The organism is Rufibacter immobilis, assembly GCF_003721565.1.
GTDB lineage: Bacteria > Bacteroidota > Bacteroidia > Cytophagales > Hymenobacteraceae > Nibribacter > Nibribacter immobilis.
This window is the reverse complement of the sequence record NZ_RJJE01000009.1, coordinates 820,638-847,497: the sequence shown is the minus strand read 5'-3', so window position 1 is coordinate 847,497 and position 26,860 is coordinate 820,638. Positions and strand designations below refer to the sequence as shown.

The window sequence follows — 26,860 nt, the reverse complement described above, 5'->3', positions numbered from 1 at the left end:
AGAGTTAGAAAATCCGTTTAGGGGCTGTTTTGGGAAAAACGGCCCCTAAACGGATTTTTTTGTGCAGATGAGCGGCGGGTTTTCTACCTTGTCCTTCCTAACACCAGGCGGAAAGCCAGCCCTAAAATTCCCACGCGTATGAACCGAGTAGACCGGCTTTTCGGTATCCTGACCTTGCTGCAGTCCAAGAAGTACGTGACCGCGGAGAAGATCGCCGAGGCCTTTGCCATTAGTGTGCGCACCGTGTACCGCGACGTGAAGGCGCTGGGCGAGCAGGGCGTACCGGTGGGCTTCGAGCCGCACAAAGGCTATTTTGTGGTGCAGGGCTATTTTCTGCCGCCCGTCTCGTTCACGTCTGAGGAAGCCAATGCGCTGCTGCTCATGGAGGCCATGGTCTTCGGGTTCACCGATAAATCCATCCACACGCACTACGCCTCGGCGCTGAGCAAAGTGAAAGCCGTGCTGCGCACCACCCAGAAAGAGAAATTGGATTTCCTGAACAACCACATCAAGCTGCAGATGCCGGCTTGCTTCAACAATGATTATGAGTACCTGGCGCTCATTCAGGAGTCCATCATCAATACTTCCATTCTGGAGATCGGGTACAAAAACAAGAACGAGGAGGTGAGCAAGCGGCAACTGGAACCCATCGGGCTGATTTTCTACGCCTTCAGCTGGCACCTCATCGGCTGGTGCCACCACCGCCAGGACTACCGCGATTTCAAGGTCTCCCGTATCCTCACCATCAAAAACACCGGTCTGCCGTTCCGCAAAACCAATCACATGGCCATCAATGACTACATGCAGCACTTGCCCGTTCCGTATTAAGCGCGGCGTTTAGCAGCCCTTTTTCTAAAAACAGGCCCAAAACGGCTTCGGTAGAAAAATTCCAGAAAAACTTTCAGACCTGAAAAGTGCGCTGCCATAGGGTTGTCAGTGGGTGGGTGTTTCTTTGTGACATCACTAAACCAAAAGAAAACGATGTCAGAAGTACAAACCTTATCCGTGATTGACGTGCTCCAGAAAGAGCTGGAAGCCGAAGGCCAAACCACCCGCAACATGCTGTCGCGCGTCCCCGATGATAAATACGATTGGCAGCCGCACCCCAAAAGCATGACCATTCGGGCGCTGGCTACCCACATCGCTGAAATGCCTTCCTGGATTGGGATGGTGCTGAACTCCCCGGAACTGGATTTCGCCACCGCTCCGTACAGCCCCAAAGAGATCAACAGCACCCAGGAACTGCTGGCGTATTTTGAGCAAACCCTGGCAGAAGGGAAAGCTGAGTTCGCCAAAGCCCAGGAAGAATCCCTGACGGAAGAGTGGACCCTCCGGAATGGCGAGATAGTGTATCTCTCCGGGTCTAAATATGACATGCTCCGCAACACCATGAGCCAGATCATCCACCACCGGGCGCAGCTGGGCGTGTTCCTGCGGCTGCTCAACGTGCCCATCCCTGGCAGCTACGGCCCCAGCGCAGATGAACAATAGTTTTCATACTGTTGCCTGTGAAATGCGTTTAGGGGCTGTTTTTCCAGAAACAGCCCTTAAACGCATCATTCAATTTATGTATAAGAAAGCGGGGAGAATCAGCGGCTGTCTGCGGTAGTTCCCTTGTAGTACTTCCGCCTGAACCAGTACGCCAGGTTCACCAAGGCAATCAAAGCCGGAACTTCAATAAGCGGGCCCACTACCCCGGCAAAGGCCTGTCCTGAATTCAACCCGAACATGCCAATGGCCACCGCAATGGCCAGTTCAAAATTGTTGCCCGTAGCCGTGAACGCCACGGAGGCATTCTGGGCATAGGGAGCCCCCACCGCTTTGCCCAGGTAGATGCTCACTACAAACATGATGGCGAAGTAAAGCACCAGCGGAAGGGCAATGCGCAGCACATCCAGCGGAATGGTTACTATCAGATTTCCCTTCAAGCTAAACATGACCACAATGGTGAACAGCAGGGCAACAAGCGTGAGGGGACTGATGGCGGGGATAAATACCCGCTGGTACCACTCATCGCCTTTGAGGCCGCGCAGGACCACGCTGGACAGGAAACCCAGCAGGAACGGGATGCCCAGGTAGATACCCACGCTTTGGGCAATAGCGCCCATGCCAATGTCCACCACCAAGCCCTCCAATCCAAACCAAGGCGGTAGTACGGTGATGAACACGTACGCGAATAGGCTGTAGAACAAGACCTGGAAGATGCTGTTGAAAGCTACCAGTCCGGCGGCGTATTCGCGGTCACCTTGGGCCAGTTCGTTCCAGACCAATACCATGGCAATGCAGCGGGCCAGCCCGATGAGAATGATGCCTACCATGTACTCAGGGTAGTCCCGCAGGAAGAGGATGGCCAGCAGAAACATGAGCACGGGGCCAATGACCCAGTTGAGGACCAGGGAGAGCGTAATCACTTTCAGGTTCTGGAAAACGCGACCCAGCTGGCGGTATTTCACCTTCGCCAGGGGCGGGTACATCATCAAGATAAGGCCTATGGCAATGGGCACGTTCACGCTGCCGCTCTGGAAGGAGTTGATGAACGTTTGGGTGCCAGGAAAGAGATAGCCCAGCAGCACGCCCAAACCCATGGCCGCAAAAATCCAGACGGTGAGGAAACGGTCTAGGGTAGAAAGCCTTTTCTTGTTGTCTACGTTACATTGACTCATATTATAAAGAGCTGATGGAGGCGGGAAGCCGCCGGGGAGATAGAGATGGGGAAACAGGCTCATTCTTGCGTTTAGGGGCTGTTTTTCCTAAAACAGCCCCTAAACGCAAGAATGAGCCTTCTTAAAGGAGGTGGTTAGTTTTGCAGACGCTCCGCCACAAACTGCTGGCAGAACTGTTTGATCTGCTCCCGCACCTGCCGGAAGGCGGCCTTGATCTTCTCCTCTGAGCCGGTGGCTTTGGCTGGATCTGGAAAGTTCTGGTGAATACGTACTGCGTTGGTAGGGAAGAAGGGGCAGTTTTCCTGCGCATGGTCACACACCGTGATCACATAGTCAAAGGGTACTTGACGGTACTCCTCTATGTGGTTAGACGTGTGCCCGGAGATGTCAATGCCATCCTCAGCCATGGTAGCGATAGCCCTTGGATTCACGCCATGGGTTTCTATGCCGGCACTATAAACGGTGGCTTGCCCTTGGGCGAAGTAGCGGAGGTAGCCTTCGGCCAGTTGGCTGCGGCAGGAATTGCCGGTGCAGAGAACCAATATGTTTTTCATGTTTTTCTGGAGGTGTTTTAGTTGTTTCCAATGAGAGGACTGCGTCGTTCCAGCAGGTACGTGTCCCGCCACACGCCGTGCAGCCGACCGATGCGCTCCCTTCGGCCCACTATCCTGAAACCGAGTTTCTCGTGGAGTTTCACGCTGGCCGTGTTCTCCGTGAAGATGCCGGCCTGGAGGGTCCAGAGATGATGCTGCTCGCTCTCTGAGATGAGGTGCCCTAAAAGTGCTTCCCCAATGCGCTGGCCGCGGTAAGCTTGCCCTATGTACACGCTCACTTCGGCCACGCCGGCATACACGCAACGGCTGGAAACGGGGCTGAGGGCGGCCCAGCCGCAGACATTTCCACCATTCAAAGCAACCAGGCGGCAGAAGGGGAGGTGGCTGCTGTCCCAGTTCTGCCAAGACGGAGCCTCCGTCTCAAACGTAGCCTGGCCCGTGGCAATGCCCTGCTCGTAAATACGTTTCACTTCTTCCCAGTGCGCTGGGAGCAGTTCTGTGATTTCCATAGCAGCGGTGGTGGTTAGCAGCAGCCTGAGCCGGGCGTGCAGCTGTTGCCTGCGAGGGTGGTAAGCTCTACCAGCTGCACTTTCTTTTTCTCCGGAGCCGGGGCGCAGCATTCTTCGCCTTTGTCATTGGTGCCGCAGCTGCCGCCGCGTTCAATGGCTTTGCACTGTACCGCATCTGGGGCCAGGTTCACAAGCAGGTTTTCGCCGGAGGCGATGAATTGGCTGGGGTACATCTGCCGGGTATCAAACTGCGAGTTGCCGAACTCAATTTTCACAATGGCCAGGGGGTTGAGCGGCAGCACCTTTTCCACCACCGCAATGATGGAAAGCGCTTTGCTGGCCTTCATCTCACGGTCGCTGTCGCGTTGCTCGGGCTCCCAGAGCTGCACAATAACCTCGGTCCAGCTGTTCATGACCCCGCCGCAGTCCACTGACACAATGGGGGCCTGTTTGATCTCCGTGATGTGGTAAGAGGCGTCTACCAGTTGCCCCGCGGCGTACTGAAACTGCAAATGGAGGTCTGGGTGTTGCAGCAACTCGTTCTTGAAGTCCTGCCAGGTGAGAAGGTTGGTATGGTTCATATCATTGCAATTTTACGATGAATAACGATAAATTTTTTAACAGCAATTGTCTTGGCACACGATGGGGGCAGAGAATAAATGGAGGAAAATGCCTCTTACTTCTTCCCAAGTATGTTTGTCTATGCAGTAGCAGACGCTGGTACCCTCTACGGTGCCTTTAATGAGCCCCACGGCTTTGAGTTCTTTCAGGTGCTGTGACACGGTGGCCTGCGCCAGTGGCAATTCCCCCACCAGATCACCGCAGATGCAGGTTTGTTTCTGCAGGAGGTACTGCAAGATGGCAATGCGGGCTGGGTGGGCCAGCGCTTTCGCATACGCCGCTACCTTGTTCTGCTCTGTGGTGAAGTTCTCAGATTTAGTAACGCCCATCTTATGATTTAATTGTTTATTGCAATATTACGATTAATCTTGATACGAAGCAAGGTCTTCCATGAAACTAACAAAAGGGCGCAGGGGAAAGGCATTTAAATGAATGGGGAAGGCAATAAAAAAAGCCCCATAACAGCTAGTTACAGGGCTTCCATTCATAGGTTTTGTGGAGATGCAGGGATTCGAACCCTGGTCCAGACAAGGAAACTTGAGCGCTTTCTACATGTTTAGTTTTGATTGGATTGTCGGGTGGTTTCAGGCCCAAAACTCGCCTATGAAAACACCTTAGATGCTTTGGTTTCATGCAGACCCCGCACCTTGGCCTACACTAGATCGGCATTACGATGCCCTGTGACCAACCCCCACCGAACCGAGGAGCTGCAGGACAATGGCAAAATGCTTAGTACCTAGACTAGGCAGCCATGGCGTAGTTAGACTCGCCAGATAATCGTCGGTCAATTCTGATTTACGGGAAAACTGCCAACTCCCGACATGCTTACACCCAGCTTGCTCAAGCTGTCAATTCCGGTCATCCCCAATTGTGAAAGAACTTTACAGGTCTTTTACGGCCTATGCTGCAAAAGTAACCAAATATTAGACAAAACCTACGCCTTGGGAGTTCCCGTTTAGGGCCTGTTTTTGGAAAAAGAGCCGCTAAACTGCTTACAGAAACTCCTTCAGCTGGCTTAGGCAATGGATCTCATAGGTGGGTTTGAGGCGGGGGCGCTTTCGCTCGGGGTTGAAGAGCACCTGGTCAATGCCGGCGTTCATGGCTCCCAGAATGTCGGCGTCCAGGCTGTCGCCAATCATGAGGCTCTCTTGGGCGCTTACGCCCGCCCTTTCCAGCGCGTGCAGAAAGATGCGGCGGTCTGGCTTGGTGCAGTTGGCGCAGTCTGAGGTGATGATCTCTGAGAAGTATGCATCCAGCTTAGACGATCTCAGTTTAATGTACTGCACATCTTTGAACCCGTTGGTAATGATGTGCAGCACGTATTTGCTCTGCAGGTACTGCAACACCTCATGGGTGAAGGGGAAAACCGCCGTTTTGGTGGGGCAGATGCTGGTAAAGGCTTCACTGATACCAGCCGGAACGTCTGTGGCCGCCATGCCCAGCCCCGTGAGGCATTTCACAAAACGGTTCTCGCGGAGCTGTTGCTGCGTGATCTTGCCCTGGTGGTACTGGTCCCAGAGGCGCTGGTTCACAAAGCTGTACTTCCGGTAGAAGGAGTCGCGGGAGAAATTGCCCAGCTGGCCCAGGTTGTAATGATCGTATAGATGGTGCAAGGTTTCCTCAGAGTTCTTCTCAAAGTCCCAGAGCGTGTGGTCCAGGTCAAAGAACAGGTGGCGGTACGTTTTTAAATTTCTCATATGGTACAAGGGGCTGCTGAGGAAGAACGGGTGGGCAAAGCACAAGGTTCTCTTCTTTTACTAACCGTAGGCACTGGTTATTGTTTCGGGAGCCTTTTGGCCGCCAGGCGCAGCACCCCTTTCTGAAGAGGGGCTTCCAGCAGATAATACCCAGCCACGGAAAGGATGGCCAAGAGCAGCAGCACGCCCCCTTTGTTCTTCCAGAGGTGAAAATACAGGATATCGAACCCAAACGTGTAATGCACCAGGTAAAAAAGATAAGAGCCTTTGCCCAAAGCCTGCCCAACCTGTGATCCTAAAAGTGTAGAAAGAACTGTCTGTTCCTTTACCAGCCCCAGCAGGAGCGCGGCAATACAGACAGGCAGCAGGTAATTGTTCAGGCCGTGGAAAGCCATGGTCTGTACATCTGTACCCAATCCTCCAGGTATATCCCGTAAGAAGGAAAGCCCCAGCAGGAAGAGCACAATGCCCAATGCACCGCCATAGGTGAACACGTCTGCCCTAGGTTGCAGCCAGAAGGCCGGAGGCTCCGCAAGGAGCTTCCTGGCCAGCCAGATGCCCACGTAGAACTCAAAGCAGCGGCCAAAGAACGTACTCCTGACCAGAAAGGAAAGGTCTGGGAGGAACCCGAACGGCCAGGGCAACTGCCCCAGCGCCAACAGGACCAGCCCAGCCAGGAGCGTCAGCAGGGTCCAGCGCCAGAGGCCCAGGCGGTCCCAGTAAAGCAGCACCAGCGGGGCAAAGGCATAAAAGGTGAGTTCAACGGTCAAGGACCAGGCAATTCCAATCCCGGAGAAAGTATAGTCTGCAAAAAAGCCCTGTAGCAGGAGCAGGTTAATCACCCAGGATTCGGGCCTGAAGTCTTGCCGGAACCACAGCGCCGCCAAGGTGCAGAGCAGGTAAACCGGGTAGAGGCGCGCGAACCGTTGCAGGAAATAGGAGCGTAGCTCATGGTGGGAGCCCGGTAGAAACGCCTGGTGGTAGCGTATCCCAATTAGAAAGCCGCTTAAGACAAAGAAGATGGAAACCCCGATATGGGCCTCTTGGAACAGTGCCCTAAAGAAGCCTGGGGCCAGCGGTACCTGCGGCAGCGCGTGGTGCGCGTACACCAGGTAAGCCGCCACCGCGCGCAGACCCGTTAGGGCCGGGAAGTAAAGCTTGTCAGAGGTAGTGTGCATGGTGCTACAGACCCGTGAAGTGCCGCTGTTGCAGGCGGTTAACGGCCAGCTCTCGGTTAGAGAACAGCGTCTGGTACACTTCTTGGTCTTTCTGGAGCAGCGGGTCTTTCTCAAGGTAGCTGAACATCTGCTGCAGAAAATCCAGCATTTCGTCTTTGATATAATAAAATGCCCACTGATCCTGTTTACGGAAGGAGACCAGACCCGTGTTCTTGAGGTAGATGAGGTGGCGCGAGGTCTTGGTCTGCGTAAAATCCAGTACCAGCTCCAGATCAGCGATGCAAAGCTCCTTGTTGCGCAGCAGCAGGTTCAGGACCCGTATACGGGAAGTATCGCTCATGGCCTTGAATACTTGTTCCCCAAAACTGACGTTGAAATTTTTGAGCCTCATGGAGTATCTCTTCGTAAAAATTATTTAAGCCCTGCGGCACAAAGTACCATAAAAAGCCTATACTTGTAAACGATCTTATCCATGGCTACTCTATATTTCCCTTTCCCTGCTTTGTCTTCTCGCTTCTGGGGCCTGCTTGGCCGCTTTTTTGTGGCAGTTCTCATCGTTTCAGGCATCAGTCTTTCCTCGGCGCAGGCGCAAGGCGGGCGCAAGATCATCCAGTTAACCGGGGTGGTGACCGCCGGCGACAGTCTTTTGGGTATACCAGGGGCCAGCGTCTACATTCCCAAGGCCGGAAGGGGCACCAACACCAATGAGTATGGCTTTTTCTCTCTGCCGGTCATTGCCGGCGACAGCGTGGTGTTCAGTTCCATAGGCTACGCCAAGCAGTCATTGGTGATCCCGGAGAGCTTTGAGCGCGACAGTTATTCCATCATTATTGAGATGTTGGAAGACCCCACCGTGCTGCCCGAGGTGCGGGTGTTCCCGTACGCCACCTTCCGCGACTTTACCGCCGCCGTTCTGGCCATGAAATCACCCATTGGCGATATTGATCAGGAAAACGCCATGAGCCAGCAGATCCTGGACCAGATGTTCCGGAACACGCCCATGGATGCCGGCTCCAACCAGCGCCATTTGATAAACCTACAGAACCAGCAGCAGCTCCGCCGGGGCGGTTACAACCCTGGGGTGGCCAATCCGTTGCTGGATCCTATCAAGTGGTATAAGGTCATCAGAGCCATTAAGAACGGAGACCTTAAGCGGAAAGACTAATAGAAACTCGCTGATACCTCTGGCTGTGTTCTGGCTGTTTAGCGCCTCTTTTTGGAAAAACCGCCCCTAAACGCAAGTATGCGTTCTTCTCAGAGTAAGTGTAAAGCATTTAGACAGCAAAGCCGGTGAACTGTTGCAGTTCGCCGGCTTTGCTGTTTCTGGCTAGGGAGAGTGACTAGGTGCCTGCCCTTAAAAACCAAAGGCCTCTCCAGTAGCAACTGGAGAGGCCTTTGAGCTAAATGCGTTTAGGGGCGGTTTTTCCAAAAAGAGCCCCTAAACAGGTTATTGGTTGCCTTGCGGCCGAAGGGTGCCCTCGCGCTGCATTTGCTGTTGCAGTGGGTTAGGCGTGATGCCCTGCGGTTGCTGCTTAAACAACTCAAAGCGGTTGGGCTGCTGGCGCTGCGGATACGAGTTGTTGTTCATGTCAATGTCGGCGGTTTCCTGGAAGGGGTCTAGGGTGAAGCTGGCCACCGGTTTCTCGGTCACAAACACTTTGGTCACCTCCTGGTCATTGTAGCGCCAGATCTCGGCGGGGATGCGCACAATCTGGTTGGAACCGTCCTGGAAGTTCATTTGCACCACCACCGGCATCACCAGGCCGCCGTTGTTCTTAATGCCTACCTCATAGAAGTGCAGGCCTTTCTCCAGCAGGGCGCGCTCCTCAGGGGTAAGGCTTTGCTGGTATTTCTGGTACTGCGCCTTGTTGGCTTCGGTCACGGCCAAGGGGTCATAGGTGTTGTAGAAGTCGTTGAGTTCTGGTTTTACCTCTACCAGGGTTTTAGGGATGTCCTGCAGGTTGCGCTGCTGCGAGAGGCTCTTGGGAGCGGCGTTGATCTCCTGGCGGCGCTTGGCGTTCTCCACCTCGGGGTTGCGGGTGTCTACGGTGTACCATTTCACGCCGGTGAGTTCCTGGTCTACGTGGTCTGTGGTGTAGAACCAACCGCGCCAGAACCAGTCCAGGTCAGTACCCGAGGCGTCTTCCATGGTCCGGAAGAAATCAGCGGGCATGGGGTGCTTGAAGGCCCAGCGGCGGCAATATTCCTTGAAGGCGTAGTCAAACAGCTTGCGGCCCAGCACCGTTTCGCGCAGAATGTTCAAGGCCGTGGCCGGTTTGCCGTAGGCGTTGTTGCCCAATTGCGTGATAGACTCTGAATTGGTCATGATGGGCTGTTGCAGGCTCTTGTCCATCTTCATGTAAGACACCATGTTGCGCGGCTCGCCGCGGCTAGAGGGGTAATCGCGCTGCCATTCCTGCTCAGTCAAAAACTGCACAAAGGTGTTTAGGCCTTCGTCCATCCAGGTCCACTGGCGCTCATCTGAGTTGATGATCATGGGGAAGAAGTTGTGGCCCACTTCGTGGATGATCACGGAGATCATGCCGTACTTGGTGCGCTCAGTGTAGGAGCCGTCTTTCTCGGGGCGGCCGCCGTTGAAGGAGATCATGGGATATTCCATGCCGCCCACCGCGCCGTGTACTGAAATGGCCACCGGGTACGGGTAGGCAATGGTGTATTTGGAATAGGTCTTCAGCGTATGTGCCACTACCTCCGTGGAGTATTTGCCCCACAGCGGGTTTCCTTCTTTGGGATAGTAGCTCATGGCCAGAGTGTTCTTGCCCGCCACGTTTACGTTCATGGCATCCCAGATGAACTTGCGGGAGCTGGCCCACGCGAAGTCACGCACGTCTTTGGCCACAAACGTCCAGGTTTTCTTGCCTTTGGCTTTGGTTTTTTCGGCCCGCAGGGCTTCCTCCGGGGTCACAATCAAAACTGGTTTGTTCGCTTTCTGGGCTTGGGCCAGGCGGCTGCGCTGGGCGCTGGTGAGTACGTCTGTGTTCTGCAACTCGCCGGTGGAGGCCACCACGTGGTCTGCGGGCACGGTGAGGCTCACTTTATAATCCCCAAAGGGCAGGGCAAACTCGCCGGTGCCCAGGAATTGCTTGTGCTGCCAGCCGTTCACGTCGTCATACACAGCCATGCGCGGGAACCACTGCGCCATCTGGTATTCATAGTTGCCGTCCTCGGGGAAGAACTCGTAGCCGCCACGGCCGCCCTGCTTTTTCTGGTCGTTGATGTTGTTGAACCAGTCAATGCTGAACTTCACGCTCTGCTTGGGTTTGAGGGGCTGCGGCAGGTCTATGCGCATCATGGTGAAGTTGATGACATAGGGCAAGGGTCTGCCGTTGGCATCTTTCACCGCCTTGATCTTGTAGCCGCCGTCAAACGTCTGCTCGGCCAGGGCCTCGGCTATGCCGAAGGTAGGGCGGTCAGGTACCCGGTTGGTCTGGGTGAGGCTGGTCATGGAGTTCTTCTCAAAGATGTTCTGGTCTAACTGCACCCACAGGTAGGTGAGCACATCTGGCGAGAGATTGGTGTACGTAATGGTTTCTGAGCCGGTAAGGGTCTGGTTGTCGTCGTTCAGCTCGGCTTTGATGGTGTAGTCCGCGCGTTGCTGCCAGTACTCGTGCCCCGGAGCCCCGGAGGCGGTGCGGTACGTGTTGGGTGTGGGAAGCTCCTGGCCCAGTTGCCGGAACTTAGATTTATCAATGTTTTCCTGCGCCAGAACGGGGGCGGCCAAACCCAGGAGTAACCCGCTGGCGAGTAAGAACTGTTTCATTTAGTTAGCTGTGTGATGTGTAGTTGGGAAAGAGCAATTTGGTGATTTTCTAGATCAAAGTAAAAAGAAAAGGGCTATTTCACGGCTGGGACAGGTCCTCCCCAAAGTGCTTTCTAATGTCTTGCCGCAAGTCTCGCATGACTTGTATAATCTTTATACCCATGGGAACCATGAGAATGCCCATCAGGGAAGCTTTGAAGTTGCCTGTAACCAAAAACAGCAAAGGGATGACAATGAACGCCGCACCGGCCATAAGCCCTAAGGTCAAGATGCCATAGCTGCTGTAGCGGGCCAAAGGGTACCACCATTTCAGTTTCATGGCCTGGGTGCGCTGCACGTAGGCGGCGTAGTCTTTCTCTTTCTGCCGCCGGGCCCGCTCCCGCGCTACGGCTGCCCAGGCGTTGTATTCTTTGGGGTCTGCGGGCGGGTCATAGACGTACTGGTATCTTTCCCAGTCTGAAGGTGGTTTGGGCGGCGGGGCCGAGGTGCGGGAAGAGGGGCTGGCATTGAGTTCCTCCTGAAACCGTTGCAGGTACTCATAGGCGGCCTGCACCCGCAGAAATATTTCCTGCGCGCCGGGGGCTTGGTTGCGGTCTGGGTGGTATTGCAGCACCAGTTGGCGGTAAGCGCGTCTTACCTCGGGCATTTGTGCCCCAAACGGTACCTGTAATATTCTGTAAGACTCTGCCAGCATGGAGGAAGGAAACGTATGGGGCTACTCTCTATACGTTCCTGTTTAGGGGCCGTTTTTTAGAAAATAGCCGCAAAATCCTGGTCCAGAACCAGCATGAGCGCGATGGCCCCGGCGGCGGCGCTTACGCCCAGGGCCCAGTCGCGGCGGGCAATCCGGACGCCGCTCACCAGCAAACCGCCTACTATTAGCACCAGCACCACAATGAGCAACTGCCCCAGCTCAATGCCTAGGTTAAAGGCGAACAGTTCCAGCACAATATTCTGCCCTTTGCCCAGCAATGATTTAAGGTAGTTGGAGAAGCCCATGCCGTGGATTAGCCCAAAGGCGGCCGCAAAGAAGTTGCTCAGGTTAAAGAAAGCCGATCCTTTGCGTTTGGTTTTGCCTAGCTGGGTGAAGTTGTACAGGCAGGTGAACAGAATGGTGACCGGGATGAGCAACTCAATGAGCGCCGTGTTGAACCGGATGATGTCCAGGGTGGAAAGGGCCAGGGTAATGGAATGCCCAATGGTAAAGCTGGTGACCAAGGCCAGAATGCGGCGCCACTCATAGCCGGTGTACACGGCGCACATGGCCAGCACAAACACCATGTGGTCATACGCCTGCAGGTTGAAAATATGATGGAAACCTAATTGCAAGTAGGTGAAGAAGACAGAAGACACAGGCCAGAAAAATATTGAGCTTGAAATAGCTGACAATTTTATAAAATGCTGGCACACTTGCAAGAGGCGCCTCCATTGGCTGTTGCTTAAAGGAAAGCCGTTTGCGTTTAGCGCCCGTTTTTCCAAAAACAGCCCCTAAACGCAAACGGCCAAATCTTGTCTGTGCTGGGTGCGTATGGGTACAAAAAAAGGCGCCGGAGAAAATCTCCGACGCCCTCACTTCAATTTAAAACAACGGGTTATCTGTCAATTGGTAAATCTATGTCTACGTTCACGAACCGGATGTTTCCATCTTCCAGCACGGCTTCTACCACGGCGTCTTTTCTAATGTCACCGGCCAGGATGGCTTTAGACAGCTCGTTCAAGACGCGGCGTTGCAGCACACGTTTCAACGGACGGGCCCCGAACTGCGGATCGTAGCCTTCCTGGCCCAGGAAGTCCAGTACCTCGTCGGTGGCTTCCAGACGGATGCCGCTTTCTTCCAGGCGTTCCTGGATGTGACGGAACTGGATGTCCACAATCTTCCGGATCTCTCTTGAGCTCAACGGACGGAACATAATCAGTTCATCTATCCTGTTGAGGAACTCAGGCCGCAAGGTTTTCTTCAGCACCTCAAACACCTCGTCACGAGTCCGGTCAATGGTGGGCTCAGGATTCAGTTCATCCAGATGCTGGAAGTTCTCCTGAATGATGTGCGCCCCAATGTTAGACGTCATGATGATGATGGTGTTCTTGAAGTTGGCCACCCGGCCTTTGTTATCAGTCAATCGACCATCATCCAGCACCTGCAACAGGATGTTGAATACGTCTGGGTGCGCTTTCTCAATCTCGTCCAGCAGAATCACCGAGTACGGCTTCCGGCGAACAGCTTCAGTCAACTGACCACCTTCATCGTACCCCACGTATCCTGGAGGCGCTCCCACCAGACGGCTCACGGCGTGGCGCTCCTGGTACTCACTCATGTCAATGCGCACCATGGCGTTCTCATCGTTGAACAGGAAGTCGGCCAGGGCTTTGGCGAGCTCGGTTTTACCCACCCCGGTGGTTCCCAGGAATATGAAGGAGCCGATGGGGCGTTTAGGGTCTTGCAACCCGGCCCGGCTGCGGCGCACGGCATCAGAAATAGCGGCAATGGCTTCTTCCTGACCAGCTACGCGGCGGCCCAGCTCTTCTTCCAGGTGCAGCAGTTTCTCGCGGTCGCTTTGCAGCATTTTGTTCACCGGCACGCCCGTCCACTTGGCTACCACCTCGGCGATGTCCTCGGAAGTAACTTCCTCCTGCAACATGTGGTCACCATCTTGCTGCTCCTGCACTTGCTGCTGCAGTTCTTTCAGCTTCGCTTCGGCTTCCTGGATTTTACCGTAACGCAGCTCAGCTACTCTGCCATAATCACCGGCGCGCTCAGCCTGCTCGGCTTCCAGTTTGTACTGCTCAATGGCTTCTTTCTGCTTCTGAATACCTTCAATGACCTGTTTCTCGCTCTGCCACTTGGCGCGCAAGGCGTCACGGGTTTCGCTTAAATCGGCAATTTCTTTGGAAAGCAGGTTCTCTTTCTCTTTGTCGTTCTCGCGGCGGATGGCTTCGCGCTCAATCTCCAACTGCATGATTTTACGCTGTACCTCGTCCAGTTCCACGGGCAGAGAGTCAATCTCAATACGCAGCTTGGAAGCGGCCTCGTCTACCAGGTCAATGGCTTTGTCAGGCAAAAACCGATCGGTGATGTAGCGGCTGGAGAGCTCTACGGCCGCAATGATGGCGTCGTCTTTGATGCGTACCCCGTGGTGCAGCTCGTATTTCTCTTTGATACCGCGCAGGATGGAAATGGCATCCGGAATGCTCGGTTCATCTACCGTTACCGACTGGAAGCGGCGCTCCATGGCTTTGTCTTTCTCAAAGTACTTCTGGTATTCTTTGAGGGTGGTCGCACCAATGGCATGTAATTCCCCGCGGGCCAAGGCAGGTTTGAGCAAGTTAGCGGCGTCCATGGCGCTGTCGCCGCCGGCACCGGCTCCAATCAGGGTGTGTATCTCGTCAATGAAGAGCACAATTTCTCCTTCAGAGTCTACCACTTCTTTGATCACGGCTTTCAGACGCTCCTCAAACTCACCTTTGTATTTGGCTCCGGCCACCAGCAGACCCATATCTAAGCTCATGATGGTTTTGGACTTGAGGTTTTCGGGCACGTCGCCAGACACAATGCGCTGGGCCAAACCTTCCACGATGGCAGTTTTCCCCACACCCGGTTCCCCCAACAGAATTGGGTTGTTTTTGGTACGACGGCTCAGAATCTGCAACACCCTGCGGATTTCTTCGTCACGGCCAATCACCGGGTCAATTTTGCCTAAGCGTGCCTGCTCGTTCAGGTCAATAGCATAGCGCTTGAGGGAATTGTATTTGGCCTCGGCGTTCTGGTCGGTTACTTTGGAGTCACCGCGGAGTTCTTTGATGGCCGCTTTTAAGCCTTTCTCAGAGATGCCGCTGTCTTTCAAGAGCGTAGCGGTTTTGTCACGGCCGGCCAGCAAGCCCAGCAATAAGTGCTCAATGGCCACGTACTCATCCCCGAACTCTTTCAGGTAAGAGTTGGCTTTCTGCAAGGCCGCTGCGGCTTCGTTGGCCAGATAAGGACTGCCGCCGCTCACTTTGGGGTAAGCGTTCACAATCTCGTCCAGGCGGGTGTTGAATTGGTTTACGTTCACGCCCAGTTTCTTCAGGTAGAAACCGGTCACGTTCTCGTCGGTCTGCAGGATTCCCTTCAGCAAGTGCCCCGTCTCGATGGCCTGCTGCTGGTTGCCGCCGGCAATCTCGGTTGCCTTCTGCACGGCCTCCTGGCTTTTGATGGTATAATTGTTAAAGTTCATAGCTCTATATCGTCTTTCCGTAGTTTCTGTGTTTTCTACGATGCTACTAGCAAAGGAGGTGCCTAGGCGTTTAGAGGCTGTTTTTCGGAAAATATGGCAGAGCTAGAGCGATACTGTAAAGAAAAAGAAAGACATAATGGCTGAAATTGACCGGACCAGATAAAGGCAAAGGCCCATTTTACCGCTTGATAAACTTTAATGTATGCATGATAACCCACCCCTACCCCTCCAAGGAGGGGAATTGCTGCGAGAGGCGCTGTCGGTGGTGGGTGTTTATTGGCAGAAGCTACCTTTTCTTAATTTTCTAGACTACGCATTCCCGATACTCCCCTCCTCGGAGGGGCAGGGGTGGGTGTCCTCCCCATACCGATTGCTCCGCAGACACAGCTCTCGCAGTTTCTATCCCAGCCGCTGCAGCAACGTGAACAGCATGTGGTATACTTCCTGTAGTTTGGTCATGTCCAGAATGGCTTCGTCTTTGGAGAAAGTAAGGTAAGGGGTGGCATCGGGCTCGTCGCTGTCTACGCTGAGGGTGAATTCGCAATTGGGATGTTGCAAAAGAACCTGCCGGAGGTTTTCGTCTGCCATCAACGCTTTTAAGGCTTCAGGGTGATTGGTTTTTATGATGAACGCGTCATCTAGTTCGGGCCAGCCTAAGCGCACATCTTCCATCCCGAAGAATTTGCCAATCTCACTCATCCAATCCTGCTCGTGCAGGGCAAAGCGTAACTCTACCGGAGTGGGCAAAGGGGCCATGAACGTGGTAGCGGAGGAGCCGCTCTCAAAACCGCCGCCCAGGTCAATGTCCAGATCCAGGAAGATGTCGGTGCCGGCCAGGCTCAATTGGGCCGAGTAGCTGGTGAGGTTTTTGTCGCGGGTAATGTCAATGGCAACCTGGCGCCAGAGTTCTTCTTCTGAGTCACAGGAAAATCTTCGAATCGCTTCCATAGGTATATAAGGCAGATGCTTCAAATGAACCAATGGCTATATATGCCATCGGCCTCACGTTAAAGACGTAAGGCCGATGGTTTGGGTTAAGCAAATGGCAACCGCTACTTCTCCAGGCTTTTGAAAAATACCGGTGAGTTGCCGTACAGCGGGGTAGACCCGTTCCATTTTTCTATGAACTGTTGCTGAATGAGCAGCGGCGTAAGGGTTTGCTGGCGTAGGCGGTTGGCCTCGGCTTCGGCCTGGGCTTCCACAATTTTTTTGCGGGCCTGGGCTTCGGCTACTTTTAGTTCGTTTTCTACCTGCATGGCCTGTTGCACGGCCCGGTTTTTCAGGTTCACGGCCCGCACAATCTCCTCGGGGTAGGAAAGACCGCTGGTCATCTGTTCCAGCTTAAAGCCATCTTTCTGCAAGGCAGAATCCAGGGTAGACTGTACCTCGGCTTCAAACTGTTGGCGTTTGGAGATGATCTCCTCAGTGCTGTATTGGTTTAACCTGATCCGGAAGGCGTCTTTCACATAGTTGAGCAGGGTGGTCTGGGAGATTTCCTCAATGTTCTTGCGGTACTTTTTGAAGATCTGCGGCGAGGCCCCCGCTTTAACGTGGAAAGAAATGGTGGGGTCTACCGTGAACACCGAGCCGTCTTTGGCATTTACCGTGAAGGCCTCATAATCTTTGGTCTGGATGAAGGTAGGGAATTCGTACACTTCCTCGGTGAGCGGGTTAAACCACACCCGACCCGTTACCAGTGAGACATCCTGCACGCCTTTGTCTGTACCGTAGAGCTTAACTAAAATACCCTCATGTCCGGCGTCTACCCGGGTGCAGGACTGGGTGGCGACAATGCACAAAATAAGGAAGAGAATAGTGGAGACAATACTGGTAAGGACTCGGCGGGTCATGGGCGTTTTAATTTGGATAATAGAAATCTGATAATGATAAAGTTGCCAGCCAGCAACACAATGAGGAAAAACACCCCGAAAGCCACAGAACTGTCTGAAGGCTGGCGCAGCAACTCCGTGATTTGGGTGTAGGAAAGAAAATCTACCGGTAGCAGGAGCAGTAGCAGAAGCAGGTGCCGGGGTTTCATGCGGGAGCAGTTCCTCAAGTTTACCGCTCAAGATACGCATTCTAAGTAGATTACAAGCGCACTGCTTCTGGAGTTGGATAGGGCGGCCGTGCGTTTAGGGGCTCTTTTCCCAAAAAGAGCCCCTAAACGCCGTCAGTGGCTTTGCAGGTTGAGGGAGAGATTCTAAGGGATGTTACACTTCTTTCTTGAACACCTCGGCGTAATGATCGGCGAGGCGGGTGGGCTCCGGGAGCTTGTGTTTGACGGCGGTGCCCAGGGCGATGCGGGTGGCGGTTTCCAGATCCATCAGGTGGCCCGGCGAGACGAACACGGGTTTCACTTTGTCTTTGGTCCTGATCACGTTGCCAATATGTTCCTGCCGGTGCAGAAGCGGAGTGATGCTGCCTTTGACGGGAGCGGGTTCTTCGTGCTTGCCGGTCAATACTTTCTTGGCCACGCCCATGGTGGGTTTGTTCAGCAGTACCCCCAGTTGGCTGGCAATGCCCAGGCGGCGCGGGTGCGCAATGCCGTGCCCGTCTACCATGATCAGGTCTGGGGTGTGTTCCAGTTTCTGGTAAGCCTGCACCAGGTTGGGCGCTTCGCGGAAAGCCAGGAAACCCGGTATGTACGGCATCTCCACCGGCCCGTAATGCCACACCTTCTCCACCAGCTCCAGCTCTGGGTACTTGAGCACCACAAACACTGAGAGAATATGCTCGCCCATGAACGAAGAGTCACAGCCGGCCAGCAGCTTCAGGTCAAACGTGGGTTTCTGCAGTACTACCTGTTGGCGCAGTTTCTCTTGCTGCTCTGTGAGCGTGCGCACTAACTGCGGATCTGGGGGTGGAAGGTGGGAAGGCCAGGCCATTTGAGATAGTTGTGAGTCTTGGGTTCTGAGTCTTGAGTGGGTTCCCGTTTAGGGGCTGTTTTTCCAAAAAGAGCCCCTAAACGCAAAACTATTCCTGCTCTTACGGCTGAATTAGGTTCTGGATGTGGCGCAGGTGGCTTAGGCGTTGCAGGGAACCATGAGGTCAATGAACAATATCCGCCATTGCCCGTTCACCTGCCCAAAATGAAACTTAAAACCAGAGGTGGTATGCAGTACTGTTTTGGTCACCAAAGGCAGCGTTCGGGCAATCTTGTCTCGCTCCGTTGAGGATAAGTTGGCGTGCAGGTAAGCTTCACTTTTCCGGAAGGAGGTGGCGTCTGCTACAAAGCAGCCGCGTTGGGCATAGGCATCAGCATCTCCCGCGCAGGTGACCTTGGGTAGTGCGGTAACTTCTTGTAAGGCGCAGTCTCGGAACGTTTCTCTAATGCTGAAGAAGGGTTTCTGCTGAACGGGGCGCCGGTACTGGTTAATGTGGGCCACGTGGGTGAACTGCGGCACTGCCCCCGGCGCATCTATGAGGTAAAGGCCAAGCGCAGGATCTACATAGGTCTGGAAAGTAGCGGTGTCCTGGTTCTCAACAGCGTCTTTGAATCTCTGGAAAACTGTTTCAAAGGTGAGGGCAAGGCCAGGCTTGCGTACGTTTTCCTCCTGCACGGCATTAAGGGTGTCTTTCTCCAGTACGGCTAGTTGCCTTTGTTGCTCTTTAGAAGTGGCCTGGACCCTTTGTCGGGTTTCTGGCTTAGACGAATTAGACTGGCAACCAGCCAGCAGGCAGAGAAGAAAACTGGAAACAAGCAGGACGGTCTTCATGGGAGGAGTATACGCTATTGGCAGGAGCTTTGTCTAAGCCTCTAAACGCAGAACGGATGCCTGCTCCCAAGAGCGGCATCCGTTCACGTATGCTTGTCCTGTTCAGGGGAATACCTTGGGTTGGGGTTACTGTTTGTAGAATTTACTGGTGGTACTGCCTGACCTTACCAGGTAAAGGCCCGAAGGTAAATCCTGCACCGGCACCTGTACAGAGAGTGCCTCTTTAGGTAAGGTAACCTGTTTCACCAGTTTGCCCGCGGCGTTCAGGATATAAAGGGTCTGCTCTGTAGGGGTGGGCGCTTCTGCTTTGATGGTGAGATCAGAATTTGCGGGTACCGGATTAGGAAACGCAGACAAGGCCATTGATGAAGTGCCCGTATATGCGAGGTGCACCATTGCCGAGGTTTCGAATTTGCCGTCATGGTCATACTGGGTGAGGCGGTAATAGTTGATGCCTGCCTTGGGAGATGGGTCAGTGAAGGCGTAGTGTTGCAGAACGGAGCTGTTGCCGTTGCCCTTCACCTCGCCAATGGCGGCAAATGTTTTGCCGTTGGTGCTGCGCTCCACTACAAAACGATCATTGTTTATCTCTGCGGCGGTAGACCACTCCAGTTTTATTCCTGCAGGAGATTTTTTTGCGGTAAAGCCCACTAGCGTAACTGGGAGCGGAGTAGGGTCTCCGTTTCCGCCCGGGGTGCTAGGGGTAGTGTTGTCTACCTTGGGGGTAGGTAGAGAAACAGAACGCCATGATAAGTCAGAGATATAGATGCTTTGGTAGCTCACAATGTCTGACGTGGCGAACGCATCATTGAAATAAAGGATTTCTACCCGGTCTACGGGCTCATGGAAGGTAACCGTTACGTCTCCTTCGTTAGAACTTAAATCTATGTTCTTGCCTCCGTTGGAAAGGTCTTTGCTTTTGAACTGGTGGCCGCCGCCACCCGCAACATAGTTATGGTAGCGGGTTACTTGAGCATGTTGTTTCTTAGGATAAATAGGAGTAGTGCTGCCGTTTCTGTACGCCACTACTTCAACCACATCTACAAACTGCTGTAGGGTTGAGCCGCCGGAATTACCAGTTCTGTCTACATCATAAATGGTGAAGGACAATCCACTCACTGACCGGTTGGTGAAGTAAAGTTTAGTTTTGGTATAGCTATCTGAGGTAGTGGCAAATCTTTGCTCCAGGGCAAGCGCCGGGGTAGTCATGTCTTTAACAGGGTAGAGGGCTCTGGTAAGTACCGTGTTTACCTGGCCGTGTACCTCTCTGTCCCATTGCATCTTCACCTCGTCCTTTTCATAGAAAGTTGTAGTGCCGTATTTAGCGTAGGTCAAGGGCATTTCAGTGGCGGGTCTTGATTTCCAACTGAAGGTGGAGGTGGCGGTAGGAACGTCAGGTCCTCCGTGCGGGATGCCTGTAATGGTGATGTCGTCCAGCTCATAGAAGGAGGAGCCTGTGCCCATATATGTCCACCGGAGTTTCACTTTGCCTTTGTTATAGCAAGCCGGTAAGGAAATGCCATTGCCAGCATTTACTTTAGACCAGGCATAGCCTACGTCTGCCCAGCCGGTTACTTCCACAAATTGGCCGTTGTTAAAGCTGTACTCCAGTTTAATGGTGGGCTCTCCCGTTCTTTTAGCGCCCCAGTTCACGTTGATGCCTTCATAACCAGCGGTAGAAAATTCTACCAATTCCAGTATGTAAGAACCTGGCGCAGTTCCTGTTTTGACATAGCTGCCCAGAGAAGCCTGTCCGTAAGAAACGGTAGACATGAGGTGGTTGGCGCTGGTTTGCCAGGAGTGGGTACCGGTGTTGTAGCTGACATTGGAAACTGTTCCGGAGAAGTTTTCATGGTAGAGGGTGGTTCTTTGGGCGTATGCCTCCCCTTGTAACAAGGCTACTACGCCTACAATGAGCAGTGGTAAGATTAACTTCATACAGATAAACAATTAATAAAGGGTAAGAAGAACAGGTAAAGAGTGGTGATAGGGGTTTTAGTCCTATAATTTATTTAATCAGTTATAAAAGTCCGTGGGGGTAGTGTTTTATTTTGACTCTAAATTATATTTAATTAAACTTTTCTGCAAGAAAGTGCTAAAGATATTTTGCTCAGACGAATTAATGTAGTCCTATTTATTATATAAATAGTTTAATAAAGAAATAGCATAAGACTTACTTTAAGCCTATGTATGTAAAGAAAAATCATATAAAATATTTTTATAATGTAAAAGTATACCTATGCGGTGTCTGTGATGAGGCTGGAGGGAGAGAAGCGCTTATGGAACAGAATTAACGGAATATTAGTAATTGTATATGTTTAGGCGCGGGAGAAAAAGCGAAAGGTATTGGCAGGTATACTGCATGCAGCCAATGACTTTGTAAGGTAAAACAGCGTCTGGGGTGGTAAAAAAGACTTAGATACAAGCGGTGGTGCGAGACAGACTTCGGCTGGAAGAGGCTTGTGTCTTGCGCTGGGGGTAGCCCATATTAAAAAGACGCTTATATTTGCTAGCCTTACTAGCTGTGAAGCGTAGGCAAGGTTAGGGCCTGTTTCGTATAAGAAACGCTCCTGGCAGTATTCCTTAACTTTAAACGAAAGAAATGTCAAACACCACTAAGATCATCTATACCATCACAGATGAGGCGCCGGCTTTGGCCACGCAATCATTCTTACCTATTGTAAAGGCGTTTACCAAAGCCGCCGGTATTGAAGTAGAAACCAGAGACATCTCGTTGGCGGGCCGTATTCTGGCTACCTTCCCAGAGAACCTTACCGCTGAACAGAAACAAGCCGATGACTTGGCCGAGCTAGGCGAACTGGCCAAAACCCCAGAGGCCAACATCATCAAATTGCCTAACATCTCCGCCTCGGTTCCGCAGTTGACCCAAGCGATCAAAGAATTGCAGGGGCAAGGCTATAACATTCCAGATTATCCGGCTACGCCGCAGAATGACGCCGAGCAGGAGATCAAAGCCCGCTACGGCAAAGTATTGGGTAGCGCCGTAAACCCGGTGCTGCGCGAAGGAAACTCAGACCGCCGCGTGGCTGATGCCGTGAAGCAGTACGCCCGCAAGAACCCGCACTCCATGGGTGCGTGGTCTTCTGACTCCAAATCACACGTAGCCCACATGGACGGCGGCGATTTCTACGGCACCGAGCAATCTGTGGTGGTAGACAGTGCTACCAGCGTGAAGATTGAGTTTGTAGGCGCGAACGGCTCTGCCAAAACTCTGAAAGAGAACATCGGCCTTAAAGCGGGCGAGGTGATTGACTCCTCAGTGATGAGCAAGAAGGCGTTACGCGCGTTCTTTGAGAAGGAGATTGCGGAGGCCAAAGCGTCTGGCATTCTGTTGTCTCTGCACCTGAAAGCCACCATGATGAAGGTGTCTGACCCTATCATGTTCGGCCATGCCGTGACGGTGTTCTTCAAAGACGTATTTGAGAAACACGCCGATTCTCTGAAAGAAGCCGGTGTGGACGCGAACAACGGTCTGGGCGATGTGTACAACAAAATCCAGAAACTGTCGGCTGATAAGCGCGAGGCCATTGAAGCTGATTTGAAAGCGGCTATTGAGAACGGACCGGCCCTGGCCATGGTCGATTCTGACAAAGGCATCACCAACCTGCACTTCCCCAATGATGTGATCATTGACGCGTCTATGCCGGCCGCTATTAGAACGTCTGGCAAGATGTGGGGTGCCGATGGCAAGCCACATGACACTAAGTTTATGATTCCGGACCGCTCTTACGCGGGCATCTACAAAGAGGTCATCAATTTCTGCAAAGAGAATGGCGCCTTTGACCCAAAAACCATGGGTACCGTGCCTAACATTGGCTTAATGGCCCAGAAAGCCGAAGAATACGGCTCGCATGACAAAACCTTCCAGATGACTGAGGCTGGTACCGTGCGCGTGGTAGACGCTAACGGCAATGCCCTTATGGAGCAGAAAGTAGAGGAAGGCGATATCTTCCGGATGTGCCAGACCAAAGACCTGCCTATTCAGGACTGGGTGAAGCTGGCCGTGACCCGTGCCCGCATTACCGGTGCCCCGGCCATCTTCTGGTTAGACCCGCAGCGCGCGCATGACGCCAACCTGATTAAGAAAGTAGAGCGTTACCTACAAGACCACGACACCAACGGCCTTGAGGTGAAAATCATGTCTCCGGTAGAAGCCATGCGCTATTCTTGTGAGCGTGCCAAAGCCGGGAAAGACACCATCTCCGTAACTGGTAACGTGCTGCGTGACTACCTCACCGACCTTTTCCCGATTCTGGAGTTAGGTACCAGCGCTAAGATGCTTTCTATTGTTCCTCTGTTAGATGGCGGTGGATTGTTTGAAACCGGTGCCGGTGGATCTGCGCCTAAGCACGTGCAGCAGTTCCAGGAAGAAAACTACCTGCGTTGGGATTCTCTGGGCGAGTTCCTGGCCCTGGCTGTTTCTCTGGAAGACCTGGCCTACAAAACCAAGAACGATAAAGCGGCCGTGCTCGCTGAAGCCCTGAACCAAGCCAACGCCGAGTTCCTGGAGAAAGACAAATCTCCGGCCCGTAAAGTTGGCGGCATTGACAACCGAGGCAGCCACTTCTACCTGGCGCTTTACTGGGCTCAGGCCCTGGCCGAGCAAACCAAGAACGAGGAACTGAAAGCCCGTTTCTCTGACCTGGCCAAAAACTTAACCGAAAACGAGGAAAAGATTGTACAAGAGCAAATTGCCGAGCAAGGCAAGCCGGTTGATATGGGCGGTTACTTCCACCCAGACTTCTCTAAAGTAGCAGAGGCGATGCGGCCAAGTGCTACATTGAATGCGTTTATTGACCGGTTCTAGGAGGAAGGTAAGTTTTTAGAAAAGGAAATGCCGCTTGGGAGAAATCTCAAGCGGCATTTTTGTTAGTTCAAAATGAAGATACTAGTTCACAGATGCTGGTTGTAAAGCCTTAACATCGATATTTGGTTCCCCTTTCACTTTCCCCATCATCATTTCGTAGTGAGATAAGTGATTCATATTTTCAAATATTTCTTTAAATACTTTATAATACCTCTCTACAACAGCTTCTTGATGTTCAATAAACAAATCATCAGGTATACTATGCGAGCCATCGTTAATCCAACAAATTAAAGATCTGCAAACTTCTTGGTCTTGAGGATTATCAAAAGAATTTATTAAATCATCATCACCATATTTACCAAGAATTTTAAAATAATTCTCAATAATCCTTCTCATTGTGTTTTGAATTGATATTCCAGACAAGAGCGCCTTCTCCTTTAACTCTTGCCATAATAACTCATATGAATTGCTTATAGGGTTCTTCATTTCAAATGCTTGGATTGTAGAAGTATTGTTGTTTTTTCTCAAAATCCAAAAATATGTATCTACGTTTTGTGATGTCCTTCCATCTATAAAAGACACTTCTTTATGAAAATATATGTTGTGAGTTAAAAGTATAAGCTGCTTTATACTTCCAACTCCATTCTTAATATTTTTAATTATTTGTTTTAGCAGCGAGCTCACTATAAATAACACATTGCTATCTAAACTTGAAATTGGGTCATCAACAACTAAAACTCTTTCTTCGGAAACATCTGATTCACTATTGCTTCCTTTGCATAATTGCAAATAATATAGAAAAGTAATGAAAGTCACCTCTCCTTCAGATAAAGTTGATTCAGCAATAGTATCATCCTCCCTTAAGCATAAGTATTGGCTTTTTTCTGTTTTTGATGGTTCAATTCTAAAATTTGTAAAACCATAAGATTTTAAGACCCTGTTAATTTCATCTACAGAAGCTTGAACGCTTGTTACATTTTTATTTGCTTCCTTAATTTTGTCATCTAGCGCTTTATACTCCACTAATAGAGCATCCTTTTGTTCCTTTGTCTTCTCAATGCTAATATTAAGACCATTAATCTTTTTGATATGTAGTTCAATTATTGATTTACACTCTTCAACTAAGAACTTCCAAATATCACTTATAAGTTCAGTTTTTACAGCCCCTATATTTTTTGAAATCAAATTATGTTCATTAATTTTTTTATTGGCTTCTAAGATAAAAGAACTTATTATCTCTGCTTGTAATTTTGTAGACAATAATTCAATGCCTCTACTAGGTTCTTTAATTTTCTTTAATAATAATTCTTTGTTTGTTGTAAACTGACTAGTTATAGTTTTACACAAGGATGCAAAGGTATCTGTGTCCAATTTGGTTTTAGAGTTGCCCTTTTCTGTAGATTCAATTCTTTGAGTTGAATTTTCAAAATTCTGCACTAAGAGTAAATACTCCTGTGAAAGAGTCTTTATTCTTTCACTTTCCTCTGCAAACTTTTCATCAAAGTATTCCTCAAGTTGAAGCTTGAAATTATCGGTAATTGTATTTTGCTGGCAAAAGGGACAGGTTTCATTGTTTTGGATATATTCTCTGCCTTCGTTAACCCAGTCGTTTAAATTTAATTTTTGAATTAAATTTCCTATTTCTATATCTGATTTTCCAATTATTTTTTTGTTCCAAATCGGCTCTTCTTCTAACTCAGTTATTCTATTAAAGCTTATAGATGAAATCAATGGAAGCATTTCAGGTGCTTCTCCAAAAACGGTATCTGCTATTTTCTTAAGGTCTTCAACTGTTTTAAGTCCTGACTTGTTCTCTTTATACTCTCTAATTAACCTTTCTTTGAATAGTTCTTTTTGCATTACACCTTTAAAGGCCTCTTTAAAGTGAACTTCATATTTTTTATATATATCAAACCAAACTAAATCTTTAAATTCATTTTCTGCGGTTTGCTTTAAATCTGTCAATTTAGCCAGATTTTCTTTTCTTGTATATCCTTTTGCTTTTATCTCAGAAAGCTCTATTTGCATTTTAGATATTGCTTCAATATCCTCCTTGGTTGCTTGCCCTAAAGTGAAGACGCCATCAATACTGCCTTTTCCAAAGTTTCGCTCTTTAAATTCTTTGTTATATACTAATGTTTTCATTGGCATAGAGCCTTTCCAATGAACCGAACTATCCTTGAATTTTAATTCACTAGGGTTATTTAAGAAATTAGTTAATGTGGTCTTTCCACAACCATTGGCACCATAAATGAAATTGATTTTTCGAAGGTTAGAAATGGTCACGCCTTCATCACAGTAAGAAGCTATTTTTTTGATCTGTAAAGATTCAATCATGTTTTATTTTAATTTTTTTATAGAATTGAGAAAACAAAAAAAATTAATAAACTAAAGCTCAGTTTTATTATCTGAACCCATGAAGGACATTGTTCGATAAATATTCGAAAGTAATATATATAATTTTTAGATATAAATGAATGAATTTTAATAGTAGGTACAGACTTATGCCAACATTTATCTTATGTAATCGGTTAGTCTGAAAACCTAACCCTAACTATGCTCAATCCCATTTCCACCTCACCAACATCCCAACCATTATCCTCGCAGGAGCCACCGGCCACTTAGGAGGCCTTATTGCCGAAGAGTTGCGCAAAAGATGCCCGCACGTGCGGGCCTTGGTGCGGGTGGGAACCGAGGCGGGCAAACGTTCTGCCTTGCTAGCTCTGGGCGCCGAGGTGGTGGAGGTGGATTTTCAAAACGCACCGGCCTTGACCCAGGCCTTGTTGGGGTGGGGCGTGTGGTGAGTGCCTTGTCGGGTTTGCGTGGTGTGATAGTAGACACCCAGACCCAGTTCCTGAACGCGGCGGCAGGCGTGCCTTGGTTTATTCCCTCAACCTTCTCCATTGATCTCACCAGGCCGCCCTACGGCCACAATCGCAACCTGGACTTCAGGAAGGCATTTGCCTAAGTGTTGGCAACAAAGAAATAATAACTTCCATTTTTGGCCTGTTTTTGGGAAAACAGGCCAAAAACGAAAGCAGAAACAGCCTCTGGCTCCCCCTGCAAAAAGGATTGGCGGTAACCAAGCAAGACCTGTTTATT

Annotated in this window: 25 protein-coding genes and 1 other RNA gene; 6 read left to right on the top strand and 20 right to left on the bottom strand. The window is 51.0% G+C overall.

Annotated elements, in window-relative coordinates; translation table 11 throughout:
• Window positions 1-138: 138 nt before the first annotated feature.
• The gene (locus EFA69_RS10680) at window positions 139-828 is read left to right on the top strand and encodes a helix-turn-helix transcriptional regulator (protein WP_123133063.1); all 690 of its coding nucleotides are present in this window, start codon (window positions 139-141) and stop codon (window positions 826-828) included.
• 153 nt (window positions 829-981) lie between these two features.
• Complete coding sequence (locus tag EFA69_RS10675) at window positions 982-1,491, top strand: DinB family protein (protein ID WP_123133062.1); 510 nt, start codon at window positions 982-984, stop codon at window positions 1,489-1,491.
• A gap of 98 nt (window positions 1,492-1,589) precedes the next feature.
• Here EFA69_RS10675 and arsB read toward each other — a convergent pair whose 3' ends face one another.
• From arsB to EFA69_RS10630, 9 genes are all read right to left on the bottom strand, one after another.
• On the bottom strand, window positions 1,590-2,663 hold the full coding sequence (gene arsB / locus EFA69_RS10670) for an ACR3 family arsenite efflux transporter (protein WP_123133459.1): 1,074 nt from the start codon (window positions 2,661-2,663) through the stop codon (window positions 1,590-1,592).
• A 134-nt stretch (window positions 2,664-2,797) separates the two neighbouring features.
• On the bottom strand, window positions 2,798-3,217 hold the full coding sequence (locus EFA69_RS10665; protein WP_123133061.1) for an arsenate reductase ArsC: 420 nt from the start codon (window positions 3,215-3,217) through the stop codon (window positions 2,798-2,800).
• 17 nt (window positions 3,218-3,234) lie between these two features.
• Complete coding sequence (locus EFA69_RS10660; RefSeq protein ID WP_123133060.1) at window positions 3,235-3,726, bottom strand: GNAT family N-acetyltransferase; 492 nt, start codon at window positions 3,724-3,726, stop codon at window positions 3,235-3,237.
• A gap of 14 nt (window positions 3,727-3,740) precedes the next feature.
• On the bottom strand, window positions 3,741-4,307 hold the full coding sequence (locus EFA69_RS10655; RefSeq protein ID WP_123133059.1) for a DUF6428 family protein: 567 nt from the start codon (window positions 4,305-4,307) through the stop codon (window positions 3,741-3,743).
• Between the two features lie 36 nt (window positions 4,308-4,343).
• Complete coding sequence (locus tag EFA69_RS10650) at window positions 4,344-4,676, bottom strand: ArsR/SmtB family transcription factor (protein WP_123133058.1); 333 nt, start codon at window positions 4,674-4,676, stop codon at window positions 4,344-4,346.
• Between the two features lie 164 nt (window positions 4,677-4,840).
• Window positions 4,841-5,213, bottom strand: a transfer-messenger RNA (tmRNA) gene (gene ssrA / locus EFA69_RS10645).
• Window positions 5,214-5,339: 126 nt separating this feature from the next.
• Window positions 5,340-6,044 (bottom strand): YjjG family noncanonical pyrimidine nucleotidase, encoded by a 705-nt coding sequence (locus EFA69_RS10640; protein ID WP_123133458.1) that lies wholly within the window; start codon window positions 6,042-6,044, stop codon window positions 5,340-5,342.
• 77 nt (window positions 6,045-6,121) lie between these two features.
• Entirely contained in the window at window positions 6,122-7,222 is a 1,101-nt protein-coding gene (locus EFA69_RS10635) for an acyltransferase family protein (RefSeq protein WP_123133057.1), read from the bottom strand.
• 4 nt (window positions 7,223-7,226) lie between these two features.
• On the bottom strand, window positions 7,227-7,613 hold the full coding sequence (locus EFA69_RS10630) for an ArsR/SmtB family transcription factor (RefSeq protein ID WP_123133056.1): 387 nt from the start codon (window positions 7,611-7,613) through the stop codon (window positions 7,227-7,229).
• Window positions 7,614-7,694: 81 nt separating this feature from the next.
• Between EFA69_RS10630 and EFA69_RS10625 the strand changes: the two genes are divergently transcribed.
• Window positions 7,695-8,387: a carboxypeptidase-like regulatory domain-containing protein gene (locus EFA69_RS10625; RefSeq protein ID WP_123133055.1), complete on the top strand. Its 693-nt coding sequence runs from the start codon at window positions 7,695-7,697 to the stop codon at window positions 8,385-8,387.
• A gap of 282 nt (window positions 8,388-8,669) precedes the next feature.
• Here the strand turns inward: EFA69_RS10625 and EFA69_RS10620 are convergent, their stop codons facing one another.
• The 10 genes from EFA69_RS10620 to EFA69_RS10580 all read right to left on the bottom strand — a co-directional run bounded on the left by EFA69_RS10620 (window position 8,670) and on the right by EFA69_RS10580 (window position 20,868).
• Complete coding sequence (locus EFA69_RS10620) at window positions 8,670-11,003, bottom strand: M1 family metallopeptidase (RefSeq protein ID WP_123133054.1); 2,334 nt, start codon at window positions 11,001-11,003, stop codon at window positions 8,670-8,672.
• Window positions 11,004-11,082: 79 nt separating this feature from the next.
• Window positions 11,083-11,697: a J domain-containing protein gene (locus tag EFA69_RS10615; protein ID WP_123133053.1), complete on the bottom strand. Its 615-nt coding sequence runs from the start codon at window positions 11,695-11,697 to the stop codon at window positions 11,083-11,085.
• Window positions 11,698-11,753: 56 nt separating this feature from the next.
• Window positions 11,754-12,356 (bottom strand): HupE/UreJ family protein, encoded by a 603-nt coding sequence (locus EFA69_RS10610; RefSeq protein WP_123133052.1) that lies wholly within the window; start codon window positions 12,354-12,356, stop codon window positions 11,754-11,756.
• Window positions 12,357-12,595: 239 nt separating this feature from the next.
• Complete coding sequence (gene clpB / locus EFA69_RS10605; RefSeq protein WP_123133051.1) at window positions 12,596-15,214, bottom strand: ATP-dependent chaperone ClpB; 2,619 nt, start codon at window positions 15,212-15,214, stop codon at window positions 12,596-12,598.
• A 399-nt stretch (window positions 15,215-15,613) separates the two neighbouring features.
• Complete coding sequence (locus EFA69_RS10600) at window positions 15,614-16,162, bottom strand: hypothetical protein (RefSeq protein ID WP_123133050.1); 549 nt, start codon at window positions 16,160-16,162, stop codon at window positions 15,614-15,616.
• Window positions 16,163-16,266: 104 nt separating this feature from the next.
• Window positions 16,267-17,064, bottom strand: a complete 798-nt coding sequence (locus EFA69_RS10595; protein ID WP_183906749.1) for a prohibitin family protein — start codon at window positions 17,062-17,064, stop codon at window positions 16,267-16,269.
• Entirely contained in the window at window positions 17,061-17,252 is a 192-nt protein-coding gene (locus EFA69_RS20285; RefSeq protein WP_183906748.1) for a hypothetical protein, read from the bottom strand. Before EFA69_RS20285 ends, EFA69_RS10595 begins: the two co-directional genes overlap by 4 nt.
• A 172-nt stretch (window positions 17,253-17,424) precedes the next feature.
• Window positions 17,425-18,099 (bottom strand): deoxyribonuclease V, encoded by a 675-nt coding sequence (gene nfi / locus EFA69_RS10590; RefSeq protein WP_123133048.1) that lies wholly within the window; start codon window positions 18,097-18,099, stop codon window positions 17,425-17,427.
• A 138-nt stretch (window positions 18,100-18,237) separates the two neighbouring features.
• On the bottom strand, window positions 18,238-18,930 hold the full coding sequence (locus EFA69_RS10585; protein ID WP_123133047.1) for a hypothetical protein: 693 nt from the start codon (window positions 18,928-18,930) through the stop codon (window positions 18,238-18,240).
• A gap of 126 nt (window positions 18,931-19,056) precedes the next feature.
• Complete coding sequence (locus tag EFA69_RS10580; RefSeq protein ID WP_123133046.1) at window positions 19,057-20,868, bottom strand: T9SS type A sorting domain-containing protein; 1,812 nt, start codon at window positions 20,866-20,868, stop codon at window positions 19,057-19,059.
• Window positions 20,869-21,532: 664 nt separating this feature from the next.
• On the opposite strand from EFA69_RS10580, the gene EFA69_RS10575 reads away from it, so the two are divergent.
• Window positions 21,533-23,758, top strand: a complete 2,226-nt coding sequence (locus EFA69_RS10575; RefSeq protein WP_123133045.1) for an NADP-dependent isocitrate dehydrogenase — start codon at window positions 21,533-21,535, stop codon at window positions 23,756-23,758.
• 81 nt (window positions 23,759-23,839) lie between these two features.
• Here EFA69_RS10575 and EFA69_RS10570 read toward each other — a convergent pair whose 3' ends face one another.
• Window positions 23,840-26,095: an AAA family ATPase gene (locus tag EFA69_RS10570; RefSeq protein WP_123133044.1), complete on the bottom strand. Its 2,256-nt coding sequence runs from the start codon at window positions 26,093-26,095 to the stop codon at window positions 23,840-23,842.
• A gap of 248 nt (window positions 26,096-26,343) precedes the next feature.
• Between EFA69_RS10570 and EFA69_RS10565 the strand changes: the two genes are divergently transcribed.
• Complete coding sequence (locus tag EFA69_RS10565; RefSeq protein ID WP_123133043.1) at window positions 26,344-26,562, top strand: NmrA family NAD(P)-binding protein; 219 nt, start codon at window positions 26,344-26,346, stop codon at window positions 26,560-26,562.
• Between the two features lie 14 nt (window positions 26,563-26,576).
• Window positions 26,577-26,726, top strand: a complete 150-nt coding sequence (locus EFA69_RS20280; protein ID WP_183906747.1) for a hypothetical protein — start codon at window positions 26,577-26,579, stop codon at window positions 26,724-26,726.
• Window positions 26,727-26,860: the final 134 nt, after the last annotated feature.